The organism is Microcoleus sp. FACHB-672, from assembly GCF_014695725.1.
Lineage (GTDB): Bacteria > Cyanobacteriota > Cyanobacteriia > Cyanobacteriales > Oscillatoriaceae > FACHB-68.
This window is the reverse complement of record NZ_JACJOU010000007.1, coordinates 329,966-355,300: the sequence shown is the minus strand read 5'-3', so window position 1 is coordinate 355,300 and position 25,335 is coordinate 329,966. Positions and strand designations below refer to the sequence as shown.

The 25,335-nt window shown below is 46.6% G+C and carries 20 protein-coding genes and 3 riboswitches; of the genes, 9 read left to right on the top strand and 11 right to left on the bottom strand.

The window, feature by feature from the left end:
- Positions 1-83 precede the first annotated feature (83 nt).
- Positions 84-1,229 carry a DnaJ domain-containing protein gene (locus tag H6F56_RS05140; protein WP_190665762.1) on the top strand — a complete coding sequence of 382 codons (1,146 nt, stop codon included), beginning with the start codon at positions 84-86 and terminating at the stop codon, positions 1,227-1,229.
- 85 nt (positions 1,230-1,314) lie between these two features.
- Here the strand turns inward: H6F56_RS05140 and H6F56_RS05135 are convergent, their stop codons facing one another.
- The 6 genes from H6F56_RS05135 to H6F56_RS05110 all read right to left on the bottom strand — a co-directional run bounded on the left by H6F56_RS05135 (position 1,315) and on the right by H6F56_RS05110 (position 8,943).
- Complete coding sequence (locus H6F56_RS05135; RefSeq protein WP_309236441.1) at positions 1,315-2,067, bottom strand: universal stress protein; 753 nt, start codon at positions 2,065-2,067, stop codon at positions 1,315-1,317.
- A gap of 136 nt (positions 2,068-2,203) precedes the next feature.
- Positions 2,204-2,327, bottom strand: a riboswitch (cyclic di-AMP (ydaO/yuaA leader).
- Between the two features lie 54 nt (positions 2,328-2,381).
- Positions 2,382-3,221 carry an ABC transporter ATP-binding protein gene (locus H6F56_RS05130; RefSeq protein WP_190665761.1) on the bottom strand — a complete coding sequence of 280 codons (840 nt, stop codon included), beginning with the start codon at positions 3,219-3,221 and terminating at the stop codon, positions 2,382-2,384.
- A gap of 151 nt (positions 3,222-3,372) precedes the next feature.
- Positions 3,373-4,818, bottom strand: a complete 1,446-nt coding sequence (locus H6F56_RS05125; RefSeq protein WP_190665760.1) for an ABC transporter substrate-binding protein — start codon at positions 4,816-4,818, stop codon at positions 3,373-3,375.
- A gap of 130 nt (positions 4,819-4,948) precedes the next feature.
- The gene (ntrB, locus tag H6F56_RS05120) at positions 4,949-5,797 is read right to left on the bottom strand and encodes a nitrate ABC transporter permease (RefSeq protein WP_190665759.1); all 849 of its coding nucleotides are present in this window, start codon (positions 5,795-5,797) and stop codon (positions 4,949-4,951) included.
- A gap of 149 nt (positions 5,798-5,946) precedes the next feature.
- Positions 5,947-6,119: riboswitch (cyclic di-AMP (ydaO/yuaA leader) on the bottom strand.
- Positions 6,120-6,246: 127 nt separating this feature from the next.
- Positions 6,247-7,647, bottom strand: coding sequence for an SLC13 family permease (locus H6F56_RS05115; protein ID WP_242031862.1), 1,401 nt, complete (start codon positions 7,645-7,647; stop codon positions 6,247-6,249).
- Between the two features lie 375 nt (positions 7,648-8,022).
- Positions 8,023-8,163: riboswitch (cyclic di-AMP (ydaO/yuaA leader) on the bottom strand.
- Between the two features lie 429 nt (positions 8,164-8,592).
- The gene (locus tag H6F56_RS05110; RefSeq protein ID WP_190665758.1) at positions 8,593-8,943 is read right to left on the bottom strand and encodes a low temperature-induced protein; all 351 of its coding nucleotides are present in this window, start codon (positions 8,941-8,943) and stop codon (positions 8,593-8,595) included.
- 249 nt (positions 8,944-9,192) lie between these two features.
- Here H6F56_RS05110 and H6F56_RS05105 point away from each other — a divergent pair, with 249 nt between their 5' ends.
- The 7 genes from H6F56_RS05105 to cbiE all read left to right on the top strand — a co-directional run bounded on the left by H6F56_RS05105 (position 9,193) and on the right by cbiE (position 19,276).
- Positions 9,193-10,836 (top strand): ABC transporter substrate-binding protein, encoded by a 1,644-nt coding sequence (locus H6F56_RS05105; RefSeq protein WP_190665757.1) that lies wholly within the window; start codon positions 9,193-9,195, stop codon positions 10,834-10,836.
- 86 nt (positions 10,837-10,922) lie between these two features.
- Positions 10,923-12,572, top strand: coding sequence for an ABC transporter substrate-binding protein (locus tag H6F56_RS05100; protein WP_190665841.1), 1,650 nt, complete (start codon positions 10,923-10,925; stop codon positions 12,570-12,572).
- Positions 12,573-12,695: 123 nt separating this feature from the next.
- On the top strand, positions 12,696-13,721 hold the full coding sequence (locus tag H6F56_RS05095; protein WP_190665756.1) for an ABC transporter permease: 1,026 nt from the start codon (positions 12,696-12,698) through the stop codon (positions 13,719-13,721).
- A 4-nt stretch (positions 13,722-13,725) separates the two neighbouring features.
- Complete coding sequence (locus tag H6F56_RS05090) at positions 13,726-14,421, top strand: Uma2 family endonuclease (protein WP_255513683.1); 696 nt, start codon at positions 13,726-13,728, stop codon at positions 14,419-14,421.
- 264 nt (positions 14,422-14,685) lie between these two features.
- On the top strand, positions 14,686-15,495 hold the full coding sequence (locus tag H6F56_RS05085; RefSeq protein WP_190665755.1) for a hypothetical protein: 810 nt from the start codon (positions 14,686-14,688) through the stop codon (positions 15,493-15,495).
- 177 nt (positions 15,496-15,672) lie between these two features.
- On the top strand, positions 15,673-17,754 hold the full coding sequence (locus H6F56_RS05080) for a thioredoxin domain-containing protein (RefSeq protein ID WP_190665754.1): 2,082 nt from the start codon (positions 15,673-15,675) through the stop codon (positions 17,752-17,754).
- 181 nt (positions 17,755-17,935) lie between these two features.
- Positions 17,936-19,276 (top strand): precorrin-6y C5,15-methyltransferase (decarboxylating) subunit CbiE, encoded by a 1,341-nt coding sequence (gene cbiE / locus H6F56_RS05075; RefSeq protein ID WP_190665753.1) that lies wholly within the window; start codon positions 17,936-17,938, stop codon positions 19,274-19,276.
- A gap of 123 nt (positions 19,277-19,399) precedes the next feature.
- Here the strand turns inward: cbiE and H6F56_RS05070 are convergent, their stop codons facing one another.
- Together H6F56_RS05070 and H6F56_RS05065 are read right to left on the bottom strand one after the other, a co-directional pair.
- On the bottom strand, positions 19,400-20,179 hold the full coding sequence (locus H6F56_RS05070) for a CPBP family intramembrane glutamic endopeptidase (protein ID WP_190665839.1): 780 nt from the start codon (positions 20,177-20,179) through the stop codon (positions 19,400-19,402).
- Between the two features lie 194 nt (positions 20,180-20,373).
- Positions 20,374-20,799: an AbrB family transcriptional regulator gene (locus H6F56_RS05065; protein ID WP_190665752.1), complete on the bottom strand. Its 426-nt coding sequence runs from the start codon at positions 20,797-20,799 to the stop codon at positions 20,374-20,376.
- Positions 20,800-21,113: 314 nt separating this feature from the next.
- Between H6F56_RS05065 and H6F56_RS05060 the strand changes: the two genes are divergently transcribed.
- Positions 21,114-21,305 (top strand): hypothetical protein, encoded by a 192-nt coding sequence (locus tag H6F56_RS05060; RefSeq protein ID WP_190665751.1) that lies wholly within the window; start codon positions 21,114-21,116, stop codon positions 21,303-21,305.
- Positions 21,306-21,371: 66 nt separating this feature from the next.
- On the opposite strand, the gene lpxD is transcribed toward H6F56_RS05060, so the two are convergent.
- The 3 genes from lpxD to rlmD form a co-directional block, all read right to left on the bottom strand.
- Complete coding sequence (gene lpxD, locus H6F56_RS05055) at positions 21,372-22,427, bottom strand: UDP-3-O-(3-hydroxymyristoyl)glucosamine N-acyltransferase (protein WP_190665838.1); 1,056 nt, start codon at positions 22,425-22,427, stop codon at positions 21,372-21,374.
- A gap of 723 nt (positions 22,428-23,150) precedes the next feature.
- Positions 23,151-23,465, bottom strand: a complete 315-nt coding sequence (locus H6F56_RS05050; RefSeq protein ID WP_190665750.1) for a YkvA family protein — start codon at positions 23,463-23,465, stop codon at positions 23,151-23,153.
- A gap of 305 nt (positions 23,466-23,770) precedes the next feature.
- Complete coding sequence (gene rlmD / locus H6F56_RS05045; protein ID WP_190665749.1) at positions 23,771-25,150, bottom strand: 23S rRNA (uracil(1939)-C(5))-methyltransferase RlmD; 1,380 nt, start codon at positions 25,148-25,150, stop codon at positions 23,771-23,773.
- Positions 25,151-25,335 lie beyond the last annotated feature (185 nt).

Below are 25,335 nucleotides of genomic sequence, written 5' to 3'. Positions count from 1 at the left end.
GTATGAGATAGTTATGTTTAGAACTTTCCAGGCGAACGCGCAGCGCATTAATCAATCCTGAGACTACAGTAGAATTGGCATCTATGAACCCTCAGCCGGCTCAGTTATGGAAATGTGTGAATATCCTTAAAGGGCACAGCGCTACCATCAATTCTGTTGCGATGAGTGCTGATGGTCAAATTCTTGCCAGCGCCAGCGACGATAAAACCGTCAAGTTGTGGGATCTCAAAACAGGACAACCGCTTTATACATTTTTTGGGCATTCCAAAGAGGTTTATTCAGTTGCCATTAGTCCCGATTCACAAATATTGGTTGCGGGTGACTTCAACAAAAAAATTACAAGCTGGAATTTGCCTAAAAGAGGATTACTCAGAAGTTTTTATTATTTAAACACGCCTTATAGCCATTCAAGTTTTGTTTATTCCCTTGCTTTTAGTCCTGATCAAAAAACTTTGGTGAGTGGAAGCGCGGATAAAACAATCAGGCTTTGGAATTTGGAGACCGGCAAACTAATTCGGATTCTCAATGGACATTTAAATACGGTTTCCTGTCTAGCAATCGATCCAAGTGGACAAACCCTAATTAGTGGGAGTGCCGATCAAACAATTAGGCTATGGGACTTAAAAAATTATCAACAAACCCAGGCAATTGTCGAGCATTCAGATTGGGTTTTTTCGGTTGCGATTAGTCCAGATGGAAAGATGTTTGCCAGTGGAAGTGGAGATACCACCATTAAGCTGTGGAATCTGCAAGCCGGCGCGGATGAAAAAGCGCAAGGATTGCCCTTGCAAACCCTAACAGGACACTCGGATGCAGTTTATTCTGTGGCCTTCAGTCCTAACGGTCAAACGCTTGTGAGTGGCAGCAGGGATGGTATAATGAACTTCTGGGATGTAGCCACCGGCAGCCTCACCGGCACGCTTCCCGGTTGCAATCCGGTTGCGATTAGTCCAGATGGGCAAATTTTAGTCAGTGGTGGGGACACCGGCACGCTGAAAATTTGGCGTACAAACGTTAAGAGAAGTGAACACAACCCAGAAGCGTATTTATGTGGGGAATGGTGGGAAGTTTTAGGCGTTAATCAAGGTGCAGCTTTGGAAGAGGTTAAGGACGCTTACCGGCGCTTAGTGAAGCAGTATCACCCTGATGTGAATAACGCTGCCGGTGCAAAAGCCAATATGCAAGCAATTATTGAGGCTTATCAGGCATTTCAGAAGCAACTCATTTAGCCGTTACTCTAGCCACTGCCGGCAGCACTGCAATCTAACCGCTTAACCTCATATTTGTGAGAATTTCTTAGCCACAAATTCCCCCTTAAATAGCGCTGAATTCTGATGAAAAACTACATTTTTCCTCCGAACACAACGCCGATGGAATCCCCAAGACGGAACACGGAAATTTAGCGCCGAGTTTTCGGATAATCGGATGATCGGCAGAATGACACCCTAAAAACAGTACATCCGCTGCTTCTGATTCCACCACTTTTCTCAGTTCCTCCGCCACGCAGCCAAACCGCAGATGCGCCGTAAAAGAACCCCGCCATTCTTCAGCCAAGCAGCGGGCTTGCCATAAAATTTTATCGGCTTGCTCAAATTGATTGCTTGGTGAGAGCAGTGTTTTGTAGTTGCGCCGATCTACAGATGTCATTCGCGCATTTGCGGCTAATGCTTTAACTTCGGGTTGAGCTAAAACAGCACTGGCACTAAATGCCGGTGCTTTTGAAAGTTCTGAGGGAATTTGCGATTTTGATGAACTGCCGGCCCCCGGTAAGCTAAAAATATCTAAACCCCGAGCGTTTGTCTTTTCATCAACAACGTAAACAACTTGAACAGTCACTTTTTTGCGACTGACTAAACGAGTTTGGTGGGCGATCCACAAGGTGAGGTCTAGAGCTGTTTGACTTCTGGGTGAGCTATTATAACCAACCACCAAATTCATTGGTTTTGCAGAAGATTTTTCTGAATGAGAATGTGAAGAAGCCGGTTCTGCCAGCAAAACCATTTGTTCCACTAAATCATGACGGCCCATTGCGCTTTCTAGACGCGCTAACATTGGCTTGATCTTCACAGCTTAAACCTCTCTCAAATCAATGGATAACGGATGAGAGGTGGGTTAAGAACGGATAGCCACTTCTTCTGTGTATTTGCAGTGACATCCTCAAGGAGATTCCCATGACAACTGCTATAAAAGCCAAAGTCTAGGGTGCTCCTCCCATTGCCGACGGAGTTAGCTGACGGGCTAAGACTGGAAGGTGTCTCTCTCGTAAGATTAGCCCCAAAAATTGGTTCCTCCGTTCCATATCCCAGCCTGACCGGCATAAAATGTCAGTCTGGATTGGATTAGGCTACCCACTCAATAAATGAACCTAACCCTAGTGTAATCTACTCTTCTTGATTAAAGTAGCGATCTAAGAAATCTAAAGCATGATTTCGCAGTTCATAATATTCCTTAGATTCTCGCAATTCATGGCGATCTCGTGGATGCGCGAAAGGAACGTCTAAAATTTCGCCAATTGTCGCAGCCGGCCCATTTGTCATCATCACAATGCGATCAGACATATAGATCGCTTCATCAACATCGTGTGTGATCATCATCACAGCCTGCCGCTGGGTTTCCCAAATATCAAGTACCTGTTTTTGCAATTTGCCCCTCGTCAATGCGTCGAGTGCTCCAAATGGTTCATCCATTAACAGCATTTTGGGGCGAGTTGCCAAAGCTCGTGCAATTCCGACGCGCTGTTTCATCCCCCCAGAAATTTCATCAGGATATTTCTCAGCGGCTGGTGTTAAGTTCACCATAGCTAGATGTTCATTAACAATGCTAATTTTTTCCGCACGATTGGCTTTTTTTAACACTTCATCAACCGCAAGCCGGATATTTTCGCGCACCGTCAACCACGGCAGCAGTCCATAGTGTTGAAAGACCATCATGCGCTCTGCGCCCGGTTTACGGATTTCTTTGCCATCCAGCCGCACCGAGCCGGAAGTCGGTTTTTCCAAGCCGGCAACCATTTTCAGTAGGGTTGATTTACCACAACCCGAATGACCAATAACAGAAATATATTCATCCTCACCAACCGTAAGGTTGACACCATCTAAAACCACCGTCTCCTCGCCATTCGGATTGGTGTAACTTTTGACGATGTTTTCAATTTCTAAAAATCCCGCATTGCGAACACTTTTCTCATTAGCACCCATTGGAAAAGAACTAGATTTCGTCATAACCTTACTCCTGATTTCTCGTTTTCAGCGCTTATCACTGCTCTATCGGCCTGTGAGTTTATCTGCGTGTATCTGCGGTCAAAAATCCAAAAAATTAACTATCTTGTGCAGAAAAGATAATGATTAAAGCTTAGCCATTCCCAACTCCCAGCTAAGACATGAACAAAGATTGGGGGCGATTTGCTCTAATTTCAAAACTGTTGAGATAGCCCACCGGATCGCTAGGGTCGAAGCCTTTCTTATCGATAAACACCTCTGGGGGTTCGACCTTATAATCATCTTTTGGGCAGGGAATTCCCAACTCTGCCGCTACCTCCCGATAAATATCTGATCTCCAGCCTTTGCTGGCTAGTTCTTCCGCATTTTTGGGAACCTGTTTAATTTGTCCCCAGCGAGCGGCTTGAGTCATTAACCAGATACTTCGAGAACGCCACATAAACGTGGAGTGTTCTCCGGGTTGTTGAGGAATGTTAGGGGGAATGTTAAAAAATACTGTGGTGTCCGGTGATTTCACAATCCGCTCTTTGCCATCAAACCCACCATAATTATAGTCCCCTACAATTGCCGGTCGCGTGAATTTATCAACTGGCCCAGTTTTCGGTTTTGCGCCAGTAAAAGAGCGTTCTGTCAGCAGTTTTGCCACTTCGTCGCCATTGTTGGGATCACCGCAATACTGGCAGGCTTCAATCATCGCCTTGAGCAGCGAACGATAAGTTTTAGGGTACTTTTCGATGAAAGATTCCATGACTCCCAGCAGCCTATCTGGATGTCCCAGCCAAATTTCTTTACCTTGAGCAAAGGTAAAACCAATTCCCTGATCCCCATTCGTTGCTTTTTCGTAAATGGCTCGTGTGTTCCAGGGTTCTGCCACCATGTAAGCTTGCATTGCCCCAATTCGCACGTTTGTTACCATTTGCGGCGGGGGAACAATAATCACGCGAAATTCTTTCAGCGGATCGATACCGGCAGCCGCTGATAAATAGCGGATAAAGTATTCGTAAATAGAAGAACTCAGCACAACAGCCCAGACTCTATTTTCTGTTGACTGGCTTTCAAAATAAGCTCTAAATTGTTTGCCGAATGCTTCCAAGTCGCCATTGTATTCGTACCAAGGACGCAACCCAAAATCCCACATTTTCCGGTTCATCGTCATGGCATTGCCGTGCCGGTGAATCGTCATGCCGGCACACAGGGGAGCGTGACGTGCGCCTTCCGCTCCAATTCGGGCGTTCGTAACAGCACCAGACACAACGGGTGCGGCATCCGTTCGGCCAAAAATCACGCCATCACGAGAGGTTGCCCAACTGGCTTCGCGGTTAAGTGTGACGTTTAAACCATACTTGCGGAAAAGCCCTTTTTTCCAGGCGATCGCAAAGGGGGCGCAGTCGTTCACCGGCACATATCCAACGGTGAGATTGGGTTTTTCTAGGGTTTTGGGATCGACGACTGGTTTAATTTCCAAGGCTTCTTCGGTGAGTCCTTTGGCAGAACGATCACCACTAATGGCACAAGAAGAAAGCGCCATTCCCGCTGCCGCTGCACCCATTCCTGTCAAAAACTCGCGCCGACTCCAGTCTTTTGGGGAGATATCACTCATATTTCAGTCTCATCCTCGCTTTCACAGCGATTACTGTTTTGTCAGCTTTCAATTATTTTTTGCCACTGATTGCTGACAGCAATAAGCTAATCGCTACTTGCTGAAAATTATTAACAATGACGGTTTACGTTTAGGTGCTGCGTGAGGGACGGTGCGTGATCAATTCCTCTATTTTGCCAACCGCCCAGTCTAAGAGAAGTCCGGTTAATCCAATAACCAGAATGGCGAGAAATACAGAACTTAAATTCAGCCGGCTCCATTCATCCCACACGAAAAAGCCAATACCAATGCCGCCGGTGAGCATTTCCACCGCAACGATCACCAGCCACGCAATCCCTAAGCTAATTCGCAAGCCGGTGAAAATATAAGGCAAACTTGCCGGCCAGATAATTTTAGTAATCCGTCGCCAGCGCGGCATTTCTAACACCCGCGCCACATCCAAATAATCTTTGGAAACGCTAGAAACACCAAGGGCAGTGTTAATAATTGTTGGCCACAAAGAGGTGATAAATATCACAAAGATTGAGGATGGCTCGGCCAAGTTAAAGATCGCTAAGGCAATCGGCAGCCAAGCAAGCGGTGACACTGGCTTGAAGATTTGAACAAGCGGATTGAGCGCCATCATTGCTTTTTTGGACATCCCAATCAAAAAACCGAGTGGGATGGCAACCAGAGCGCCTAAACCAAAGCCGAGTAAAACCCGGCGGATACTGGCAATTAATAACCAACCAATGCCTAAATCTCCTGGGCCGCGCTTATAAAATGGATGAGTAATGTAATCCCAATTTGCGGCCAGTGCTTGAGGGGGTGTGGGAATTAATTCCTTGTGGAACAAAGCCACAATCCACCACAGCACAATAATTCCTAAAAATCCGGCTGCCGGGAGTAACACCACATCCCGGACAATCATAGGTTTAGCCCGTTTCCAAGTGGCTTGTCCAGCCACCGCAATCATCGACAAATTCAACTGAATTGCCATATAAAAAAACTCCTCAGAGCCAGGGGTAGGTACAACAAGACAGACCCATACCAACCGGAGACACTTCGGAACTATGAATTATGAACTATGTATGATAAATCCCAAATCTGGCGCTTCATCGCTCACTGTTCACTGTTCATTACTTTCCTAAGTCTCCTCTCAGTGCCTGCGAAGTTAGCTGACGGGCTAGGGCTGAGAGATGCCCTTCTCGATGCCTCTTTTTAAGAATAATAAGAGATAGAGATAAGCCCCATGAATTGGTTCCTCCGCTCCGATTTCATCCGTTGATTAGATAAAACTTTGGATTAGGCTGACTTTACTTATTAGATTTTTTTAAGTGTAGCTTTAGAATTCCAATTCGTCAATCCACCTTTTTGTATAGCAGTTTACAGAACACAGACTTTTGAATAATTAATCTCCCTTGAGGAGTAAATCTATTCAATCTTTACTTAAATTAGAAATCGAAACGTCATATACAAAGCAGCAACTAGCAATTGCATCGCCATTACTGGGATGCCGTAACGCAGAAACGTTTTAAATGAAATCCGGCGTCCGTGCAGCTCTGAAACCCCCGCCGCGACGATATTAGAAGAAGCGCCGACTAGGGTTCCATTTCCTCCCAAAGTTGCGCCAAACATCATGGCATAAAACAACGGAAGAACCACAGGGGGAAACTGCCCCTGAAAGTTAGGATCTAGCACTTCTGGGGCTGCTAAACCAATATTGACAACGTATTGTTTAAGTAATGGCACCATTGCCACCACAAGCGGAATATTGGGGATCACACTGGACAGTAAACCCACGAAAAATAGGAGAAACAGTGAACCTAAGGCAATATTTTTTCCCAGTATCACGGCGAGTACCCCAGACAAACCTTTGATGACCCCTGTTTTTTCCAGTCCGCCTATCAGAACAAAGGTACACATAAAAAATATTAAGGTACTCCAGTCTACATCCCGCAATATATTGTTGACAGAATCAATGTTGCTGTGATGAGCGAGAAGCAAAGCTAAAGCCGCTCCTAATAAGGCAACGGTTGCCGGTGAGATGGGTATCGGGAGCGATTCTCCTACAACAAAGAACACTAAAACAAAGGCGACAATTAAAGCCCCTACTGCTAAAATTCGGGGGTGATTAATTTGAGGATGGGGTAATTCCTCCAAATTATCCAATTCTTTGCGCCAAGTTTTGGGAAATAACCACGGTAGCATGATTAAGATCGTTCCGATTGCCAGAATTCCACCAAAACTTAATTGGAGTAGATAATCTACAAAGCTAATATTGACGGCATCACCTACAATAAACGTCGCAGGATCGCCAACAAGTGTCAGCAGTCCCGCGCTGTTAGCCACAAACACCATCAGAATCAGTAAAGGAACAAAATCAACGCCTATTTCTGCTGCCATTGGCGGCAGTAAAGGCGCAAGCAGCATCACGGTTGTGGCATTGGGTAAAACTGCACAAATGGGGGTTGTAATGCCGACAATGGCAAGCAAAAGTCGCTTGCCTTTTCCTTGAGCCAAGATAACTATTTGAGTCCCTAAGTATTCAAAGATTTTAGTCGGCTCAAATGCTCGCACCAGTACCATGACTCCGAAGAATAAACCCAATGTTGCGTGACTGCGGCTGATATAGCCGATCGCTTCGTTTAAAGTCATGATGTGGGTAAACACCAGGATTAATGCCCCCAAAAAAGCTGCAATCACTAGGTGCAACCACTCAGTCATAATTAAGAAAATTACGCTGATAAAGGTTACTGTGGCGACAATAGCTTGCCAGTTTTCCATTGAGCTAAATAGTAAGTTGGGTTTAACAGACTGGAGCGATTTCTCTGCCGTATCAAGTTTCAATCTGGAAAAGAACCCATAAGCGATGTAGCCCTGTGAGCAACGCGAGTATTTTTAGTTGCCGGCTTGCCAGTAGGTATTAAGATTGAAGATTGATGCTAACAAGGATGGTAACGATTAAATTTGTTAGCTGGTCTTACAATCAAATGCCGCGCAAGAGCACAGGGCAAATTTCTATTACACTCCACACAGTTACAGCGGCTACAGCTCTTAAAGACTATGCTATAAAACCTCATAAAGCCTCCCTGGCTCAAAGCCGATAATTATGCAAAACATCCGCTCGCTCTTGAGGGGATGTTAAGTTTATTTGAGCGCACCGGAATGCGCCGGGGAAGCTGATGAGATCAGACCACTTTTGATGGAAAAATGCTGTCTCTTCAGTCCCCTCTCATTGCCTGCGAAGTTAGCTGACGGGCTAGGGCTGAGAGGTGCCCTTCTTCTGTTTTCCCAAGAAGATAAGCCCCAAAGAAGGTTTTTGGTTCCTCCGCTCCATTATTAGGCTTCAAGTAAATTTTGCTTGAAGTTAACTAAAATGGATTAGGCTGACAAGATGTGAATTAACTAAATGAATTTTATCATTTTGGTTAACTTCAGTCAAGGTTGTGATGAAGTGAACCCTGCCGGCAACTCCTGATTCAGGCAATTCGGTTTATTTAAAAATCAATGAATAAGTTTGATCAGTTAAATCCAAGCTAGAATCTGCCGGTTTAAACAATTTAAAATTTGCCTATTTATCATTAAAAATGAATATCCCCGACCTGCTTCGTTGAGGTCGGGGTTTTCATACCGATCTGCTTCGCTAATCAGTGTCGTCCGGCTCTACTTGTGCCGCTGCTTAACAGTCTTAGCTTAAACCTCCTGTTGACTGCTTAGCGCTCTAGTTACGTTTACCAAACCTGATTCAATTCAGTTGGTATAGATTTTTAACAAAATCGGCACAGATTACGATTAGTCGTCTTTACCAACGACCTTTTCTAAAAAGTTCTTCGCTTGCTCCTCAACAGAGGTAGCAGTGGTATTCTCAGGGGTGATCATCTTGTCAAGATCGGCATCTCCCTGAACTTCATTGATACCCTTATTTGCTTCGGTCTGGGTTTTTTCCAGCGAGTAAGGGTCTGAGAGAGTCACTTCTTGCGACTTCCGCTCAATTCCTAACAGTTTATCTTCCCCTTTTGTAGGGCTGCTGGTGTTGGCAAAAGCCGGGAAGGCGGTGGAAACGAACATCAAAGCGCAAATGCAGACGGCCATCAAAGCACTAAACAGACGCCGTACAGGTAGGTTGAAGCGCATAGATTGCATAGAGACTTCTCCAAGTTTGTAAGTTTTTAAGCTTCAGGTTGTTAGAAGATTTAGACTAATCGGCATCCTCCAACCACCTTTGCATCTACTCTACATCTACATTGACATGGTATTGACTCTCAATCTTCCCAAGGATAGATTTCAAGAATATGAACTATGGTAATATGCCTCGCAGTTACAACTTGTGGCATAGGTTCGTGAGATTGTAAAGATTAAATGTGAACGCTCAAATATTAAGGCACTTTCGCCATGAACCGGCAACGCCTATCGATCCAGCCGTGGCAGCAAATTGGACAATTCCTCTGTTTATTCTGCATTTGCTGTTTTCTCATTCTTAGTTGTACTCAAAAACCGGCAGATCGAACACCCAATGCCGGCAATCAGCGCATTAGCATCGGCACAACCTTAAAAATTCGCACAATTGATCCCGCGGATGCCTACGAACAGGCAGCAAGCACTTGGATCAGCAACCTCGGCGAACGCCTCTACACCTACAAACCGGGCACAACCGAGATTCAACCGCAACTCGCCACAGCCTTACCCAAAATTAGCAAAGACGGTTTAACCTATCGCGTGCCGGTGCGTAAAGGCGTTGTTTTCCACGATGGCACACCCTTCGACGCCAAAACAATGGCATTTTCCCTGCAACGGTTCATGGACAATCAGGGCAACCCCTCAGCCTTGCTTGCAGACATTGTAGACTCGGTGCGAGCCACCGGCGAGTATGAATTAACCATTCAACTGAAAAAACCGTTTGCCGCCTTTCCCTCACTCTTGACCTTTAGCGGACTTTGTGCTGTTTCCCCCAAAACTTATGAAATGGGTGCCGGCAAATTCAAGCCAGATACCTTTGCCGGCACCGGCCCTTATAAATTAGTTAATTATGGGACTGATTCCCTTAAATTAGATATTTTTGAGCAATATTGGGGAGAAAAACCGGCCAACCAAGGCGTTGACGTGCAATTTTTCACCAGTCCCGCCAATCTTTATAGTGCATTTACAACCGGCGCAGTCGATATCGCTTATCAAGAACTCGACAGCGAACAAATTCAAAGTTTAGAAAAGCAGTCGCCGGCTCAAGGTTGGCAGACGATCAGCGCCCCAGGAAATTATGTTAGCTACTGGGTACTCAACACCAGCAAACCGCCTTTAAATAACCCAGAAATCAGACAAGCGATCACTGCAATTGTTGACCGGCAATTACTGATTGATCGTGTCCGTTACGGACAGTCAGAACCGCTTTACAGTATGATTCCCACCACGTTTGACGTTCACAAACCAGCCTTTAAAGAACGCTACGGAGACACAGATAGCGCCAAAGCCAAACAACTGCTGCAAAAAGCCGGTTACACCCCAGAAAAACCCCTAAAACTTGAAATTTGGTATCCTTCTCAATCCAATATCAGAGCAAGGGTTGCCGGCACCCTGAAAGCAATTGCCCAACAACAACTTGGTGGACGGTTGCAACTAGAAATCAACAGCGTAGAATCTGCAACCGCTTTCAGTAACTTAGAAAAAGGTATCTACCAAACCTTTTTACTCGACTGGTTTCCAGATTTTTTTGACGCCGATAATTACATTCAGCCCTTTCTTTCCTGTAGCCAAGGCACACCCAAAGCCGGCTGCCGGTTAGGAAGCAGTCAAACCCTCGGTTCATTTTATTACAGCAACCGCATCAACCAGCTGATTGATCAAGAGCGAAAAGAACTTAACCCCCCAAGGCGCAAAGCAATTTTTAGCCAAATTCAGGACATCATCGCCCAAGATGTCCCGTACATCCCTCTCTGGCAGAACAAAGATTACGCCTTTGTCCAGAAAGGCATCACCGGCATCCATCTCGATCCCACTCAGCAGTTACCCCTGTGGACAATTCGCAAATCCTCAGCTAATTAGGAAAACTAAAAGCTGATAAGCTCAGAGATTGCTGAATGTCGTACTATCGACTAGACTTCAGACTCCAAGGCATAGGTTTTAGGGAAATGTCGCACAAATATCTCGCAAAGTTTGCCCAACGCCAGTGGCGGTTCATGGGAAAATTCCTTAGTTTATTCTGTATTTGCTGTTTTCTCGCCGTCAGTTGCGGACAAAAACAGTCAACAACCCCAGCAAACACCGGCACCAATACAGGTCGCATTAGCATTGGCACAACCGCCAAGATCCGCACGTTAGACCCCGCTGATGCCTATGAAGTTGCTGCCGCCACCTTGCTTCACAACCTTGGTGATCGCCTCTATACCTACGAGTCGGGAACCACCGATCTCAAACCTCAACTCGCCACAGAGTTGCCCAAAATTAGTAAAGATGGTTTAACCTACACCATTCCCCTGCGTCAGGGTGTCGTTTTCCACGATGGCGAACCCTTCAATGCCGCAGCGATGGAGTTTTCACTCAAGCGGTTTATTGAAAACCAAGGTAGCCCCTCCGTATTGCTATCAGATACGGTGGATTCTGTCGCGGCAACCGGCGAGTATGAATTAACCATCAAGTTGAAAAAACCCTTTGCCGCCTTTCCCGATTTATTAACATTTTTTGGAGCTTGTGCAGTATCGCCAAAAGCCTATGAAATTGGAGCGGGGAAATTTAGCGATAAATTTGTTGGCACCGGCCCTTACCAATTAGCCCTTAACTATAGTAATGAGACAATCAAATTAGACGCTTTTGATCGGTATTGGGGCGAGAAGCCGGCGAATAAAGGAATTGATATTCAACGCTATACAAGTCCATCAAATTTGTACAATGGATTTCGCACCCGCGCAGTGGATGTTGCCTTCCAATCGCTCGATCTCGATCAAATTGCCGATTTACAAAAGCAAGCCGGTTCTGGCGGTTGGCAGGTGCTAGAGGGACGCAGTAATGGGATTTATTACTTAACCCTTAACATCAAAGAAAAGCCATTAGACAATGTGGCAGTGCGGCAAGCACTCGCTGCAATTATTGACCGAACTCAGTTGCAAGAGCGAGTCTTTCGGGGTCAAGTCGAACCGCTTCACAGTTTAGTGCCTCTCACCTTACCAGATGCCTATAAGCCGGTTTTTAAAGACCAATATGGCGATGGCAATGCGGTTAAAGCTCACGAAGCTCTTACAAAAGCCGGTTACTCTAGAAGCAACCCACTAAGATTAGAGCTTTGGTATCGCTCTAACTTAACCACGGATGGATTAGCCGCCAGTACGATCAAAGCGGCAGTTCAGCAAAAATTAGGCGGCGTGATGGAAATTGATCTGAAAAGTGTTGAATCCACCACTGCCTACCAAAATCTAGATAAAGGCATCTATCCCATGTTTTTGCTAGATTGGAGTCCCGACTTTTTAGATCCTGATAACTACATTCAACCGTTCATGGATTGTGTGAAAGGGTCAGCAGCAACAGGTTGTGAGGACGGCTCAACGAAAGCTCAAGGCTCGTTCTACTACAACGAACGAGTTAACGAATTAATTGACAAGCAACGTCAGGAACAAAACCCACAAGCTCGTCAAAAAATCTTTAGCGAACTGCAAGATATTCTCGCCAAAGATGTACCTTTTATCCCCTTATGGGAAGGTAAAGAATACTTGTTTGCTCAAAAAGGCATTGAGGGACTTCGCTTAGAACCGACTCAAAGAGTTCCTTTCTGGACAATCAAGAAATAGTTTTTCCCCAGGTAGGGGCGGGTTTTGTCTAGAAAATATCTGCCGGCCTAAAAAGCATTTCTACTAAACCTGCCCCTACTATTGTCTGAATCATTAACCCCAATCTAAAATCAAAAATTCCCAATGTCCCGTTCCAAAGCACTGCAATACTACATCGTTACCCGCATCCTTTTAGCACCCTTGATGCTGTGGACAATTACCTCTCTAGTATTTTTGCTCCTACGTGCAACTCCCGGCGATCCAGTGGATGCTATTTTAGGCCCAAAAGCCCCACAAGCGGTCAAAGAGGCGATGCGAGAACAACTCGGTTTAGCCGGCCCTTTGTGGCAGCAATACCTAAATTACATGGGAAATCTGCTGCGGTTTGATTTGGGAACTTCTCTTACAAGTCGTGGACAAAAAGTGTGGGACATTATTCAATCTTACTTCCCAGCCACAGTAGAATTAGCCATTTTTAGTATGGCGATCGCACTCGTCGTGGGAATTGGAGTTGGGATGATATCAGCTTCGCGTCCCAACACCCCTCTCGATGCCGGTGGCCGACTGTTTGGCATCATTACCTACTCAGTTCCTGCCTTTTGGGTGGGGATGCTATTACAGCTCATTTTCGCCGTGCAATTGGGCTGGTTTCCCTTAGGAACGCGCTTTCCTTTAACAGTGCCGGTGCCGGCCGGTCCCACCGGCATTTACACAATTGACAGTCTCCTAAGTGGCAATCTCATTCAGTTTTTCACAGCCTTGCACTATCTCACCCTACCTTGCCTTACTTTAGGCATTCTCATCAGCGGCATTTTTGAGCGAATTGTGCGCGTCAACCTCAAGCAAACCCTGCGATCAGATTATGTAGAAGCAGCAAGAGCAAGAGGAATTCCAGAATTTCGCATCCTCGTTGCTCACGCCCTAAAAAATGCCCTAATTCCAGTTATTACAGTGTTGGGATTAACGTTAGCATCCCTATTAGGTGGGGCAATTTTGACCGAAGTTACTTTCTCTTGGCCGGGATTAGCAAACCGTCTTTATGAAGCAATTTCTTTGCGAGATTACCCCACTGTTCAAGGCGTTGTCGTGTTTTTTGCCGGCATTGTGGTAATTGCTAGCATTGTAATTGATATTCTCAACGCCTATATCGATCCACGAATTCGGTACTAAAACAATGCAGACAACAGAAACACCTTTAGCACTTCGTCTTTTTACAGTCCATGACTATCATCGCATGGCAGAAGTTGGAATTTTGCAGCCAGATGAACGCGTCGAACTGCTTGAAGGGCAAGTTTTACTGAAATATACAAATGCCGAACCTCGCCTTTGGACTGTTGCAGAATACTATCGCATGGCAGAAGTTGGAATTTTGCAACCCAATGAACGTGTCGAATTAATTGAAGGACAAATAATTACCAAGATGAGTCCACAGGGAACCGCCCACGCTACGGCAGTCACGCTAACAGAAAAGTTGCTGGAGAAGCGCTTAGAAGCGCAGGTTTTAGTAAGAGTGCAACTGCCTATACAGTTAAATGATTTATCCGAACCAGAACCAGATATTGCCGTCGTCGTTGGAGATGCGCTACGTTATGGCGATCATCATCCCACGCCCTCAGAAATTTATTTAATCGTTGAAATAGCAGATACTACTGTCAAATCAGATTGCGAGACGAAAGCCAAAAGCTATGCCAAGTCTGGTATTGCGGATTATTGGGTTTTAGATGTGAATAACCGGCAGCTTCATGTTTTTCGAGAGCCGGCTCAAGATGGTTATCAAAGCGAGGTAGTTTTACCGGAACATTCCACTATTTCATCGCTCGCATTTCCCGCTGATATCTTCACGATTTCTGAAATGTTGCGTCCGCTGTAACAATCGGCTAAATCTTTGTTGCACCTGCATCTGTGTATAAAATCTACTTCTTATGAGGGATGCTGATAAAAATTGATTTTACTAATAAAACCTGTGAAAGTTATCATTTATTTTTAAAGGCAGGCACTATATTTTCTCCATAAAATTAAACAGTCAGCCCCACTCAGCCCTGGGAACCGGAATCTTATAAAAATAGTCTATCATAGCTGAGGTAGCCGATCAGGGTGGATTTTATTGCACTCCTTTCTACACAAAGAATAAGCCGTGAAAAAAGTTAGCCTGATAATTTTATCTTTAAGTATTGGTGTCGTCGGCATCGTTTATTACCAGTGGCAGCAATTTACAAATCTTCCGGAATGGTACACGCAACAAGCCCAAGCTTCCCCGAATCTGATAAACTTCAAAAATCCAGAAGAAGTTAAAGAAGCAAAAACTCAACTGGAAGGAAAAATAGATGCTTATCTAGTTTCCAAAGAAAGTCAGCCGGTTCTTGAAGAACCTAAAAATGACTCGCCTTTTAATACGCAGCCCATTGTTGGAAGTGCAAATGCCGCTGCCGGCAAAACTTTCGATCCAGACAGCGTAGCAATTAATCTTGATGCAACCGAGTTTAATACGCTGGTTGTTTCTAATCTCGTCGAAAACGCTCGATCGAGTCCTTTGTTAGAATCCGCTGAAGGGTTTAAGACTACGATAAAAAATGGAGCAATCGAAGCCGGCGTTGTCCTAAATATTTCACAAATTCCGACTGATCAACTTGCTGCCGGTGAACGAACTGCCTTTAACAAGGCGATTCAAACATTTCCGTTTATGGAAAATCGGCAAGTTTATCTTGCACTTGAAGGAAAACCAAGCCTAGAGCAGGGAACGCTCAAGTTTGATGATAATACAAAAGTCAAAGTCGGAAACTTGAGCATGACGCTCTCAGAACTTTCTCAAAAGTTAGGAATTCCTCAAGAGCAACTCAATCAAAAAATCAACCTGGAACTTTCTCTAGGAAGATTAAAAATAAACGACATAAAATTTGAGGGGGATCGGGCTTTAATTCGAGGCGCAGTTCAAGAAAACCTCTAAAGCAGCCGACTAAAACAGACAGCAAGAAGACTGAAGCGAGGGCGTCCGTTCAGTCTTCTTGCTGTTTTAATGTATCAATGATTCATCCATCGCCGGCAGTAGGTGAGGGTGCCGGCACTCACGCTAGACTGACAAAATTGCAACCACGCATCTGTTGAGTTCTAGCCATTATTTACTATGTCAAATCGCCTCGCCCAAACCCAAAGCCTTTACCTCCGCAAACACGCTGAAAATCCAATCGATTGGTGGCCCTGGAGTGACGAAGCCCTAGAAACTGCCCGCCGCGACAATAAACCCGTTTTCCTATCCATTGGATACTCTAGCTGCCACTGGTGCACGGTCATGGAAGGAGAAGCCTTTTCAGACAATGCGATCGCACAGTACATGAATGCCAATTTCCTTCCGATTAAAGTTGATCGCGAAGAACGCCCAGATATCGACAGTTTGTATATGCAAGCGTTACAGATGATGTCGGGTCAAGGAGGTTGGCCCCTCAATGTCTTTCTCACCCCTGATGAACTCGTACCCTTTTACGGCGGCACCTACTTCCCCGTAGAACCCCGCTACGGACGCCCCGGATTTTTGCAAGTATTACAGGCAATTCGCCGGTTTTATGACGTAGATAAAGCCAAATTACGCTCAGTAAAAGAAGAGATGTTAGAGAACCTGCAACAGTCTGCTGTGTTGCCGGCATCTCAACTGAGTGAGGATTTGTTGCACAAGGGTTTAGAAACCAATACGGCTGTTATTGCTTCCAAACATCCTGGGCCAAGTTTCCCGATGATTCCTTACGCAGAGTTAGTGCTGCGAGGGGTTCGGTTTAATTTTGACTCCAAATCTGACGCCAAACAAGTTTGCACGCAACGCGGGCTAGATTTGGCTTTAGGAGGCATTTACGACCACGTTGCCGGCGGATTTCACCGCTATACCGTTGACCCGACTTGGACGGTGCCTCACTTCGAGAAAATGCTTTACGATAACGGTCAGATTGTGGAATATCTGGCGAATTTGTGGAGTGCGGGCATCCAAGAACCGGCCTTTGAACGTGCGATCGCCGGCACAGTGCAATGGCTGAAGCGAGAAATGACTGCGCCGGCAGGTTATTTCTATGCCGCCCAAGATGCCGACAGCTTTGCAGATCAAAATGCTGTAGAACCGGAGGAGGGCGACTTTTACGTTTGGAGTTTCAACGAACTCGAACAGTTGCTTACCCGCGAAGAACTCGCAGAACTACAACAGCACTTTACCGTAACTGCCGGCGGCAATTTTGAAGGGCGCAACGTCTTGCAAAGACGCGATGCCGGCAAACTGAGTCACACAGTCGAAACTGCCCTCGCAAAACTCTTTGCAGGCCGCTACGGCGGATCACCGGCTTCTCTGGAAACCTTTCCCCCAGCCCGGAATAACCTAGAAGCCAAAACCCTCAACTGGCCGGGTCGCATTCCGGCAGTTACCGATACCAAAATGATTGTCGCCTGGAACAGCCTAATGATTTCAGGTTTAGCCAGAGCCGGTGCCATCCTTCAACAGCCAGAATACCTACAACTCGCCATAAAAGCCACCCAATTCATCCTCGATCATCAATGGGTTGAGGGGCGCTTCTACCGGCTCAATTACGATGGCCAGTCGGCAGTCATGGCACAATCCGAAGATTACGCCCTGTTTATCAAAGCTTTGCTCGATCTGCATCAAGCTGCGCTGGGAATGGGGAATCGTGAAGAAGTCGCACAATTGCCGATTGCCAAGTTCTGGTTAGAAAACGCCCTCAAAGTTCAAGAAGAATTTGACGAATTTTTCTGGAGTATTGAACTGGGAGGTTATTACAATACACCGAACGATTCCAGTCAAGAATTATTGGTTCGTGAACGCAGTTATGCAGATAACGCAACACCGGCAGCCAACGGCATCGCCATTGCCAACTTAGTTCGCCTCTCCCTGCTGAGCGAAAACCTGGAATATCTCGACAAAGCCGAGCAAACGCTGCAGGCGTTTAGCAGCATCATGAACCGCTCACCCCAAGCGTGTCCCAGCTTATTTACGGCTCTCGACTGGTATCAAAATCACACCTTAATTCGCACAGCCGGTGACTCTATTGCGTCTCTAAACGCTCAGTATTTGCCTTGTGCCGTTTATCACCAACAGACTGATTTGCCGGCAGGCATCGCTGGACTTGTTTGCCAGGGCTTAACCTGTAAAGAGCCGGCGCGCAGCCAAGACCAACTGTGGGAACAGCTACAGCAAAGCCAAATTAGGGGCTAGGAGCTAAGGGCTAAGGGCTAGGTGCAAGAAATGCAGCGGTCACCTTCATCCCATGCCCCATGCCCCATGCCCCATTCCCCATGCCCAATGCGCCGGCAACTGGTAGGATAATGAGCATCCTTTCTCCCGCTCCCCACTCTCTCCTCTGACGCGGAAATTTTAATGCTTATTAGCTGATGTTATGGTGCTTGTACACGTTGTTGGAATTGGCTTGGATGGGGTAGCTGGACTGACTCTGTCAGTCCAGCATCTGGTGGAGAAGGCGACGCTGCTGGTGGGGAGTGAGCGGCACTTAGGTTATTTCCCAAACCATCAGGCAGAACGCCTGGTTATTGGAGATTTAAATCTGGTAATTCGTGATATTCGCAAACGGCTGTCTAGCGAACAACCAGAAAGTGTTGAGGAAAATATAACGGCTGACTTCTCTTCTGTAGTTTCCCCGCCTACACAAATCGTGGTGTTGGTTTCTGGCGATCCGCTCTTTTTTGGTTTGGGACGCTTACTGCTAGAAGAATTGCCGGCAGACAAGCTAATATTTCACCCACATTTAAGTTCTGTTCAGTTAGCTTTTAACCGGCTGAAGGTGCCGTGGCAGGATGCGCGTGTAATTAGTGCTCACGGGCGTTCTGTGGATGAATTGCTCGAAGCGCTGCGCCAAGGTGTTGAGAAAATTGCGGTGCTGACGGATGGAACTCACAACCCATCTGCTATTGCACGCCTGCTGCTATCTCTAGATTTGCCCAGCAGCTATGAGTTATGGGTGTGTGAAAATTTAGGGGGTGCAAACGAACGGGTTCAGGGTTGGCCGGCTCTAGATCCGGCAGAACTGGCGCGTTTGCAGCAACAGCATTTTGAACCGCTAAATGTGGTTGTCTTACTGCGCCGGCCTAATTTCGCTCAAGGGAAAGTGGACGTGAAAAGTCTGCCAATATTAGGCTTACCAGACCACACATTTGTCAGCTTTAATGATCGCCCAGGACTGATGACAAAGCGAGAAGTTCGCATTTTGGTACTGGGGGAATTAGCTCTACAATCGGCTCAAACGATTTGGGATGTGGGTGCCGGCACAGGTTCTGTGTCAATTGAAATGGCTCGTTTGTGCCCGAACACTCAAATTTATGCAATTGAAAAAACCGCTGTCGGCACCACTTTAATTGAGCAAAATTGCCGCCGGTTGGGTGTAACAAATGTTGTGTCTATTAACGGCAGCGCCCCAGAAATTCTCTATCGCCTGCCGGCACCTGACCGAATTTTTATCGGCGGCACAGGGGGCCAATTGCGTCAAATTCTAGGCGTTTGCGGGGGTCAGTTAAAGGCTGGTGGGGTGATGGTGCTGGCTTTAGCAACGCTAGAGCATCTTAACGACGCTTTAATTTGGGTGAATGAGCGGATGCGGCGCGAACGCGATTGGAGTCATCGGCTGCTACAAGTACAGCTATCCCGTTCGGTGCCAATTGGCGGCCAACTAACCCGCTTATCACCCCTCAATCCCGTGACGATTGTAACAGTGAGCCGACGTTGAATTTGGGCATGGGGCATGGGGAATTGGGCATGGGGCAAGGCTGTGCCAACCTAAAGGTATGGGCATGGCTGTGCCAACCTAAAGGTATGGGCATTGGGCACTGTCCGACTCTGCACTGAGCACTCACAACTCAGGACTCAGCACTAACCAAAGTAGTGAGCTGGTAGCTAATAACAAGAGGATGCCAACGCCACCGGCTAAGGGTTTTTTCCCTAAGCCGGTTATCCAGGCGGGTACGGTGCCAGTGTAGGTCATTAGCTCGGCTGTATCCAGGCTGGCAATCGCCCAGATCCAGCCGGCATGAAGTCCCCATGCTAAACCCAAGCTGCCGCCATCACAAGCGCGTGCTAGCACCAAAACCATCCCCAGCAGCCACAGTCCGGGCAGTTGGGGTAGAGTCTCTCGAACTTCCCAAACCAGGTGGAGGATGGCAAAAATCACGCTAGAAATTGCTGCCGCCACCCAGATTGAGTAGTCTTGTAGCAGCTGGTTTAGCAGGAATCCGCGAAAGATTAACTCTTCAGTTCCACCCACCCACAGTCCTAACAACAGGGTGGGCAGTAGTGCAGAAGCCAACTTAGAAATGTCTGCCGGTTGCCAAGAAATCCAGCCTAGCGCCCATTGCAAACCAAACAGAATAGCTAAGCTGAAAACTCCCAATCCAAAACCTAGCGCTAAGTGAACTAACACAGAAGGTTCCCAAGCTAGGCCGTAATTGGAAAATGGCACGTTTTCGATGCCGACAGCCCCCCACACAATTAGTGGAGCTATCAGGTAAAGCGAAGCCATTAAAGGCAGCTTTTGAGCGACCGACATTGGCTTTTGGGGGTGCCACTTCAAAACAATTGCCAGAGGAATGGCTATCGGCAACCAGAAGCCCGCCCAGGTGAAGAAAAAAGCCATCACCTTAATTAATGCAGTTGCCTCTTTTATTGGCACAAACATTTTGACAGCGAACCATAAAAGGAACGGGCTGGTTACTGGATCAGAAATTACCAGGAGTCAAGCATAAGCATGAGCTAGAAATGCAGATACTAGCTCATTGACGCTTGTTTTTTAGATCCTTATTCAGTTGTAGGGATCTTTGCCGGCCCGGCTTACTCCTCGTCGTCTTCATCCTCCTCATCGTCTTCATCTTTCAGGGAGCCATTCTTATTAGAATCCACCTGGATCAGATGAATATGTTTGTAGCCGAGCTTGATTTCAAATTCATCCCCAGGCTTTAATCCCATCGCTTCTGTGTAGGTAGAACCGATCACAATTTGTCCATTTTTGTGGACACTCACGCGATACGTCGGTTCGCGACCCCGGCCATCTTTAGCTCCTTCTGGGCTTAAAGGAATTCCCCTTGCGGCCAACACAGCGTCATAGAAATCTGTGAGATTGACGCGGGTTTGGCTATTTTTTGTGACGGTATAGTACCCGCAGCGCTTTGCGGTTTCTCGCCTCGGTAAATGTGAGAGTTCTTTTACCTTTTGAAGCAGTGCCTTTCCGGTAAGTGGAGCTGTTGCAGTTTCTGTCATCGCCTCGTAAATACCCTTTAATTTTTTGGCTAGCAAATCGAGTCTGAGGTTATCTGGACTCTATAAAAAATATATCCTTAAATCTCTCAATTGTAAAAATTATTTTTACCATCAGGTAGAAAGTGAACATCATGAGGGGGGTAGCAGAGATTACCCTGTTAAGGTTTAACCCTTCTATCAGCTAAAATTTAACCGTGTTCACATCCAGGTTCGATAACAAAAAACAGGTGAAAGCCGATCTGTAGAGTCATCTGTCCGAAGAAATAGAGAGTTGTCCTAAACAGATCGCCGACAACAGAGGGACAGATGAGGAGATGAGAAAGAATTCGTTTCACCTCAACCTTGAACCGGCAAGCGCCTCTTATGTAGTGTGCGCCTTCCTACAGCATTCACAGCGGATGATTGCGCTTACCAGTGGGCGAAATTTTCCGCACAAATGCAAGCGTTCTTGCTCAACTGGACGCGTGATTTTAAATACCGACGAACAATCTGCCGCTGGAATGTAGCACCCATAAATAAGCGTACTCAACGCGCCAGCAATTGCCGAAACATTAGAAATTTGCCAGCAGCGCTTAGAGATTGTTGCGGGAGTTTTTAAAGTAGCGCTGAATTTGCTTAATAGATTGATAAATTTCCGGCAGGCGAGCGGAAATAGCGGAAGCCTTCAAAAATAACTTATGAGGAACAGCCGGCGTCCCAGAGTATATCTCGCCGGCAGGAACATCGGTATGAATTCCTGATTGGGCTGATGCAATCGCCCCATCTCCTATTTTTACTTGATTCACTATCCCCACTTGGCCGGCCAAGATGACATTGTTGCCTAGTTTGACACCGCCGGCAAGCCCAACTTGACCGGATATTGCACAATTTGTGCCGACTTTACAGCCATGACCAATTTGTACCAAATTGTCAATTTTTGTGTTGCGACCAATCCGTGTTTCTCCGACAGCCGGTCGGTCAATATTAGAATTACACCCAACCTCTACACCATCTTCTAAGATTGTGCGGCCTGATTGCTCCATTTTGAACCAACCTGATGGTGTTGGCACAAAACCAAACCCCTCACTACCAATCACTGAACCACTGTGAATCACACAATTTGCGCCGATTAGCGTGCGTTCTTGAATGGTGCAGTTCGCGTGTAAAACTGTGCGATCACCGATTTGGACTTCGGGATAAATTACCACATTTGGATGAATGCACACGCCGTTGCCAATCTTCGCGCCGGCTTGAATAACTACATGAGCACCGATGTAGACTTTCGCGCCAATTTCGGCGGAAGGATGAATCACGGCAGTGGGATGAATTTCTGGTGCCGGCTGAAAAGGTTGGTAGAATAATGCGATCGTTTGGGCAAACAACAATCGCGGATTATGGCCGGCAATCCAAGCAATACCCCGTTGGTTTGCTTTGGCTTGTAGGGCATCATCCATCGATAAAATTACAGCACTCGCTGCTGTTTTTTCCAACTGGGAGGCATATTTTGCCCCTTCTATATAACTGATGGTACTGGCGGTTGCCTCCTCAATCTGTGCCACCCCTATAATTTCCAGATCGTCACTTGTAGACGTCAGGCTATTTTTACCGGCAGCTTCACCAAGTTTTTCTACCAGTTCGCTAAATTTCATAGATGGGTATTGAGGCATAGACAAACACCGAGAGGCTTAAGCTTGGAAGTAATACGGGCAATCCCGTCAAATCTCCGGCTAACATACTCTATTAAAATAATGGCAATTTTAAAAGTACCACCAAACTCGCCTCACAATAAGCTTGCACTCCACTAAATTTTTCTGCCCGGATTCAGGGAGAGAGTGGGCGAGGGGGAGAGAATTTTAATTTGTTCCCATAGAATCGCAAATGAGATGGGCTTTAGCCTAGCACCCAACTTTTCTCAGAGTGCTTCACACCCTTTAACAAACTTGGTGAGGGGGCGACTAGCTGAAGACGTGTAATTGCGGAAATTTATTGCAAATTAAATTAATATTTCTTTTATTTGATAACTTTTTGTAGCCAATGAAACAGGACGGCAGCCTAAAAATCTCTTCCTTAAGGGGGTTTTACTGGATATAAGCGCTTTAGAAATATCCCAGTTGCTACTGCTTGGCCTTCTTTTGAGGCAATGGGTGAAAAACTTCTGCCGGCTTGCCCTTATTGCTCCTGTTTAGTCACGGATGGATAATAAAACAATGGCTGCCGAAATAACGCCTTGCATAAATCCTCGTAAGATGGTACTCTTTTTCGTTAAATTTCCCATAAAAGAAACCCATTTCCGAGAAGAAAACGGGTTTCGACAGACTATGGTGATTTGACCCTTGTTAACAAACTTGCCGGCTTTGAAGTTTTGTTGCCAACTATTTAATGGTTGCAGCATCGACATCAATGGTGCCGGCACCGGCAGTTGAAGTTTCGCCGGCTGAAGCCGTTTCAGTCGGATTCTCGCCATTACGAGCTTTGTAGCGATCAATCAACAGTTGGGACACTTCGGAAACGAGCAACGTCACCAGGGCAAGATCGTCAATTTGTCCGACAATGGGCAGAAAATCTGGGGCAATATCAATCGGGCTGAATAAATAAGCGGCTGTGCCGAGAATAAGCCACCAGCGATACTTGGGATTGCGAATCGTGCTGCGATACCAGGTGTAGAGCGATTGAATTGAGAAGTTCATTTAGTTACCCTCCACTTACTCTTTAATAGTGACAAATTTGCCGGCAAACATCCGGTGCAGATAACCCCCCTAAAATTGTCGAGAGAATTCTACTCACTGAGGCATCCTCAGCTGATCCACATAAAAATTGTGAGGTAATGAGGGGAAAGAGGGGGAGAGGGAGAAGGATCAAGAACTTTTGTTGGCCACACAAATCAGCAAATAAGGGTGCTCATTTACTCATCGGGCCGTATTCAGCAATCCCCTAATCCCTTAATCCCGGCTGCCACTAAATCCGATTTGAGCGCAACTCAGTATCAACTGACTCAGCGCACTAAAAAAGCCGCACATTCAACGTGTGAGGTTTGGGGGAAAAAGTCTGCCGGCTGTACGCGGGTTAAACGATAGCCACCGGCATTGCAAAGAAACTTGAGATCACGCGCCAGAGTTGCCGGTTTGCAACTGACATAAACAATGCGTTCCGGTTGAATCTGTACCAGCGTTTCCAGAACAGTGCGATCACATCCCTTGCGCGGCGGGTCAATTAGAACAATATCGGGTTTGACTCCCAATTGGGGCAGTAAAGTCTCAACTTCTCCATCACGAAAACTTACATTTGTCAAGTTATTCAGTTGGGCATTAAGCTGGGCTTGCTCGACTGCCGCCGGCTGCATTTCCAAACCAATTGCTTCCCGCACTCGCTTCGCCAGGGGCAACGTAAAGGTGCCAATTCCGCAGTAAGCATCGACCACCACCTCATCGCCTTGTAAATCCAGCTGATTGACCATTGCCTCTAACAGCGCCTCTGCTGCCTCTGTATTCACCTGGAAGAAGGTATCCGCCCGCAGTTGGAACTGCAAACCAGCAAATTCCTCGTGTATATAAGGAAGGCCGGCGATACAGTGGGTTTCTTTGCCAAAAATAGCGTTGGTTTTGGCTGGGTTGATATTCAGGCAAACTCCCACCAGTTGCGGGTAACGCTTCAGCCACACCTGCGCTTGGGCCTCAATTTCCGCTAATTCGCCGGTTCTTGCCACCAAAGTCAGTAAAATCTCACCTGTCCGGCGACCGATCCGCAGCGAGAGGTGACGCACTTCTCCCCGGTGATACTTTTCGTCATACACCCGCCACCCTTGCCGCTGAATGTCCTGTTTGACTTCTGCGAGCAGTGGATCTAAGCGGTCATCTTGAATGGGACAGCGGTTGAGGTTAACCAGCCGGTGGCTATTTTTTTGGTAGTAGCCGGCCTGTACGTTACCAGTTGATGACATTCCCAAGGGATAGGTGGCTTTGTTGCGATACCCCAAGGCTGCCGGTGGGGCCAACACCGGCTCAACCGGCGGTAGAGAAATTCCCCCAATGCGTTCTAAAGCTTGAATAACCTGATTGCGTTTGGCTTCTAACTGGTACGAGTAATCGATATGCTGCCACTGACAGCCGCCGCATTTATCCGCCACAATGCAGCTAGGGCGAATCCGGTGGGGGGAAGATTCGAGAAGTTCGTGGGTTTTGCCGGTGGCATATTGGGGCTTGACTTGCACCAGTCGGGCGAGGAGGCGATCTCCGGGAACGGTATCGGGCACAAATACCACGCGCCCGTCAAATCGACCGACTCCTTCGCCGGTGTCACTTAAATCTGTGATGGCCACTTCTACCAATTCACCCTGTTGCCATCGTTTGTCAACGGTCTGCTCTAATTTGTCCATTGTCAGTTGCGAGTTGTTAATTGCGATCTGGCCGGTTCACGGTTCCCGCTTATCCTTACCCTATCCATGAACCCCGACAACTGACTACTCATAATTGACAACTGACCTCAAATTGCGGCTTTAACCGTAATTTTCCAATGCCCAATGCCCAATGCCCCATCCCCAATCCCAACCCCCAATGCCCA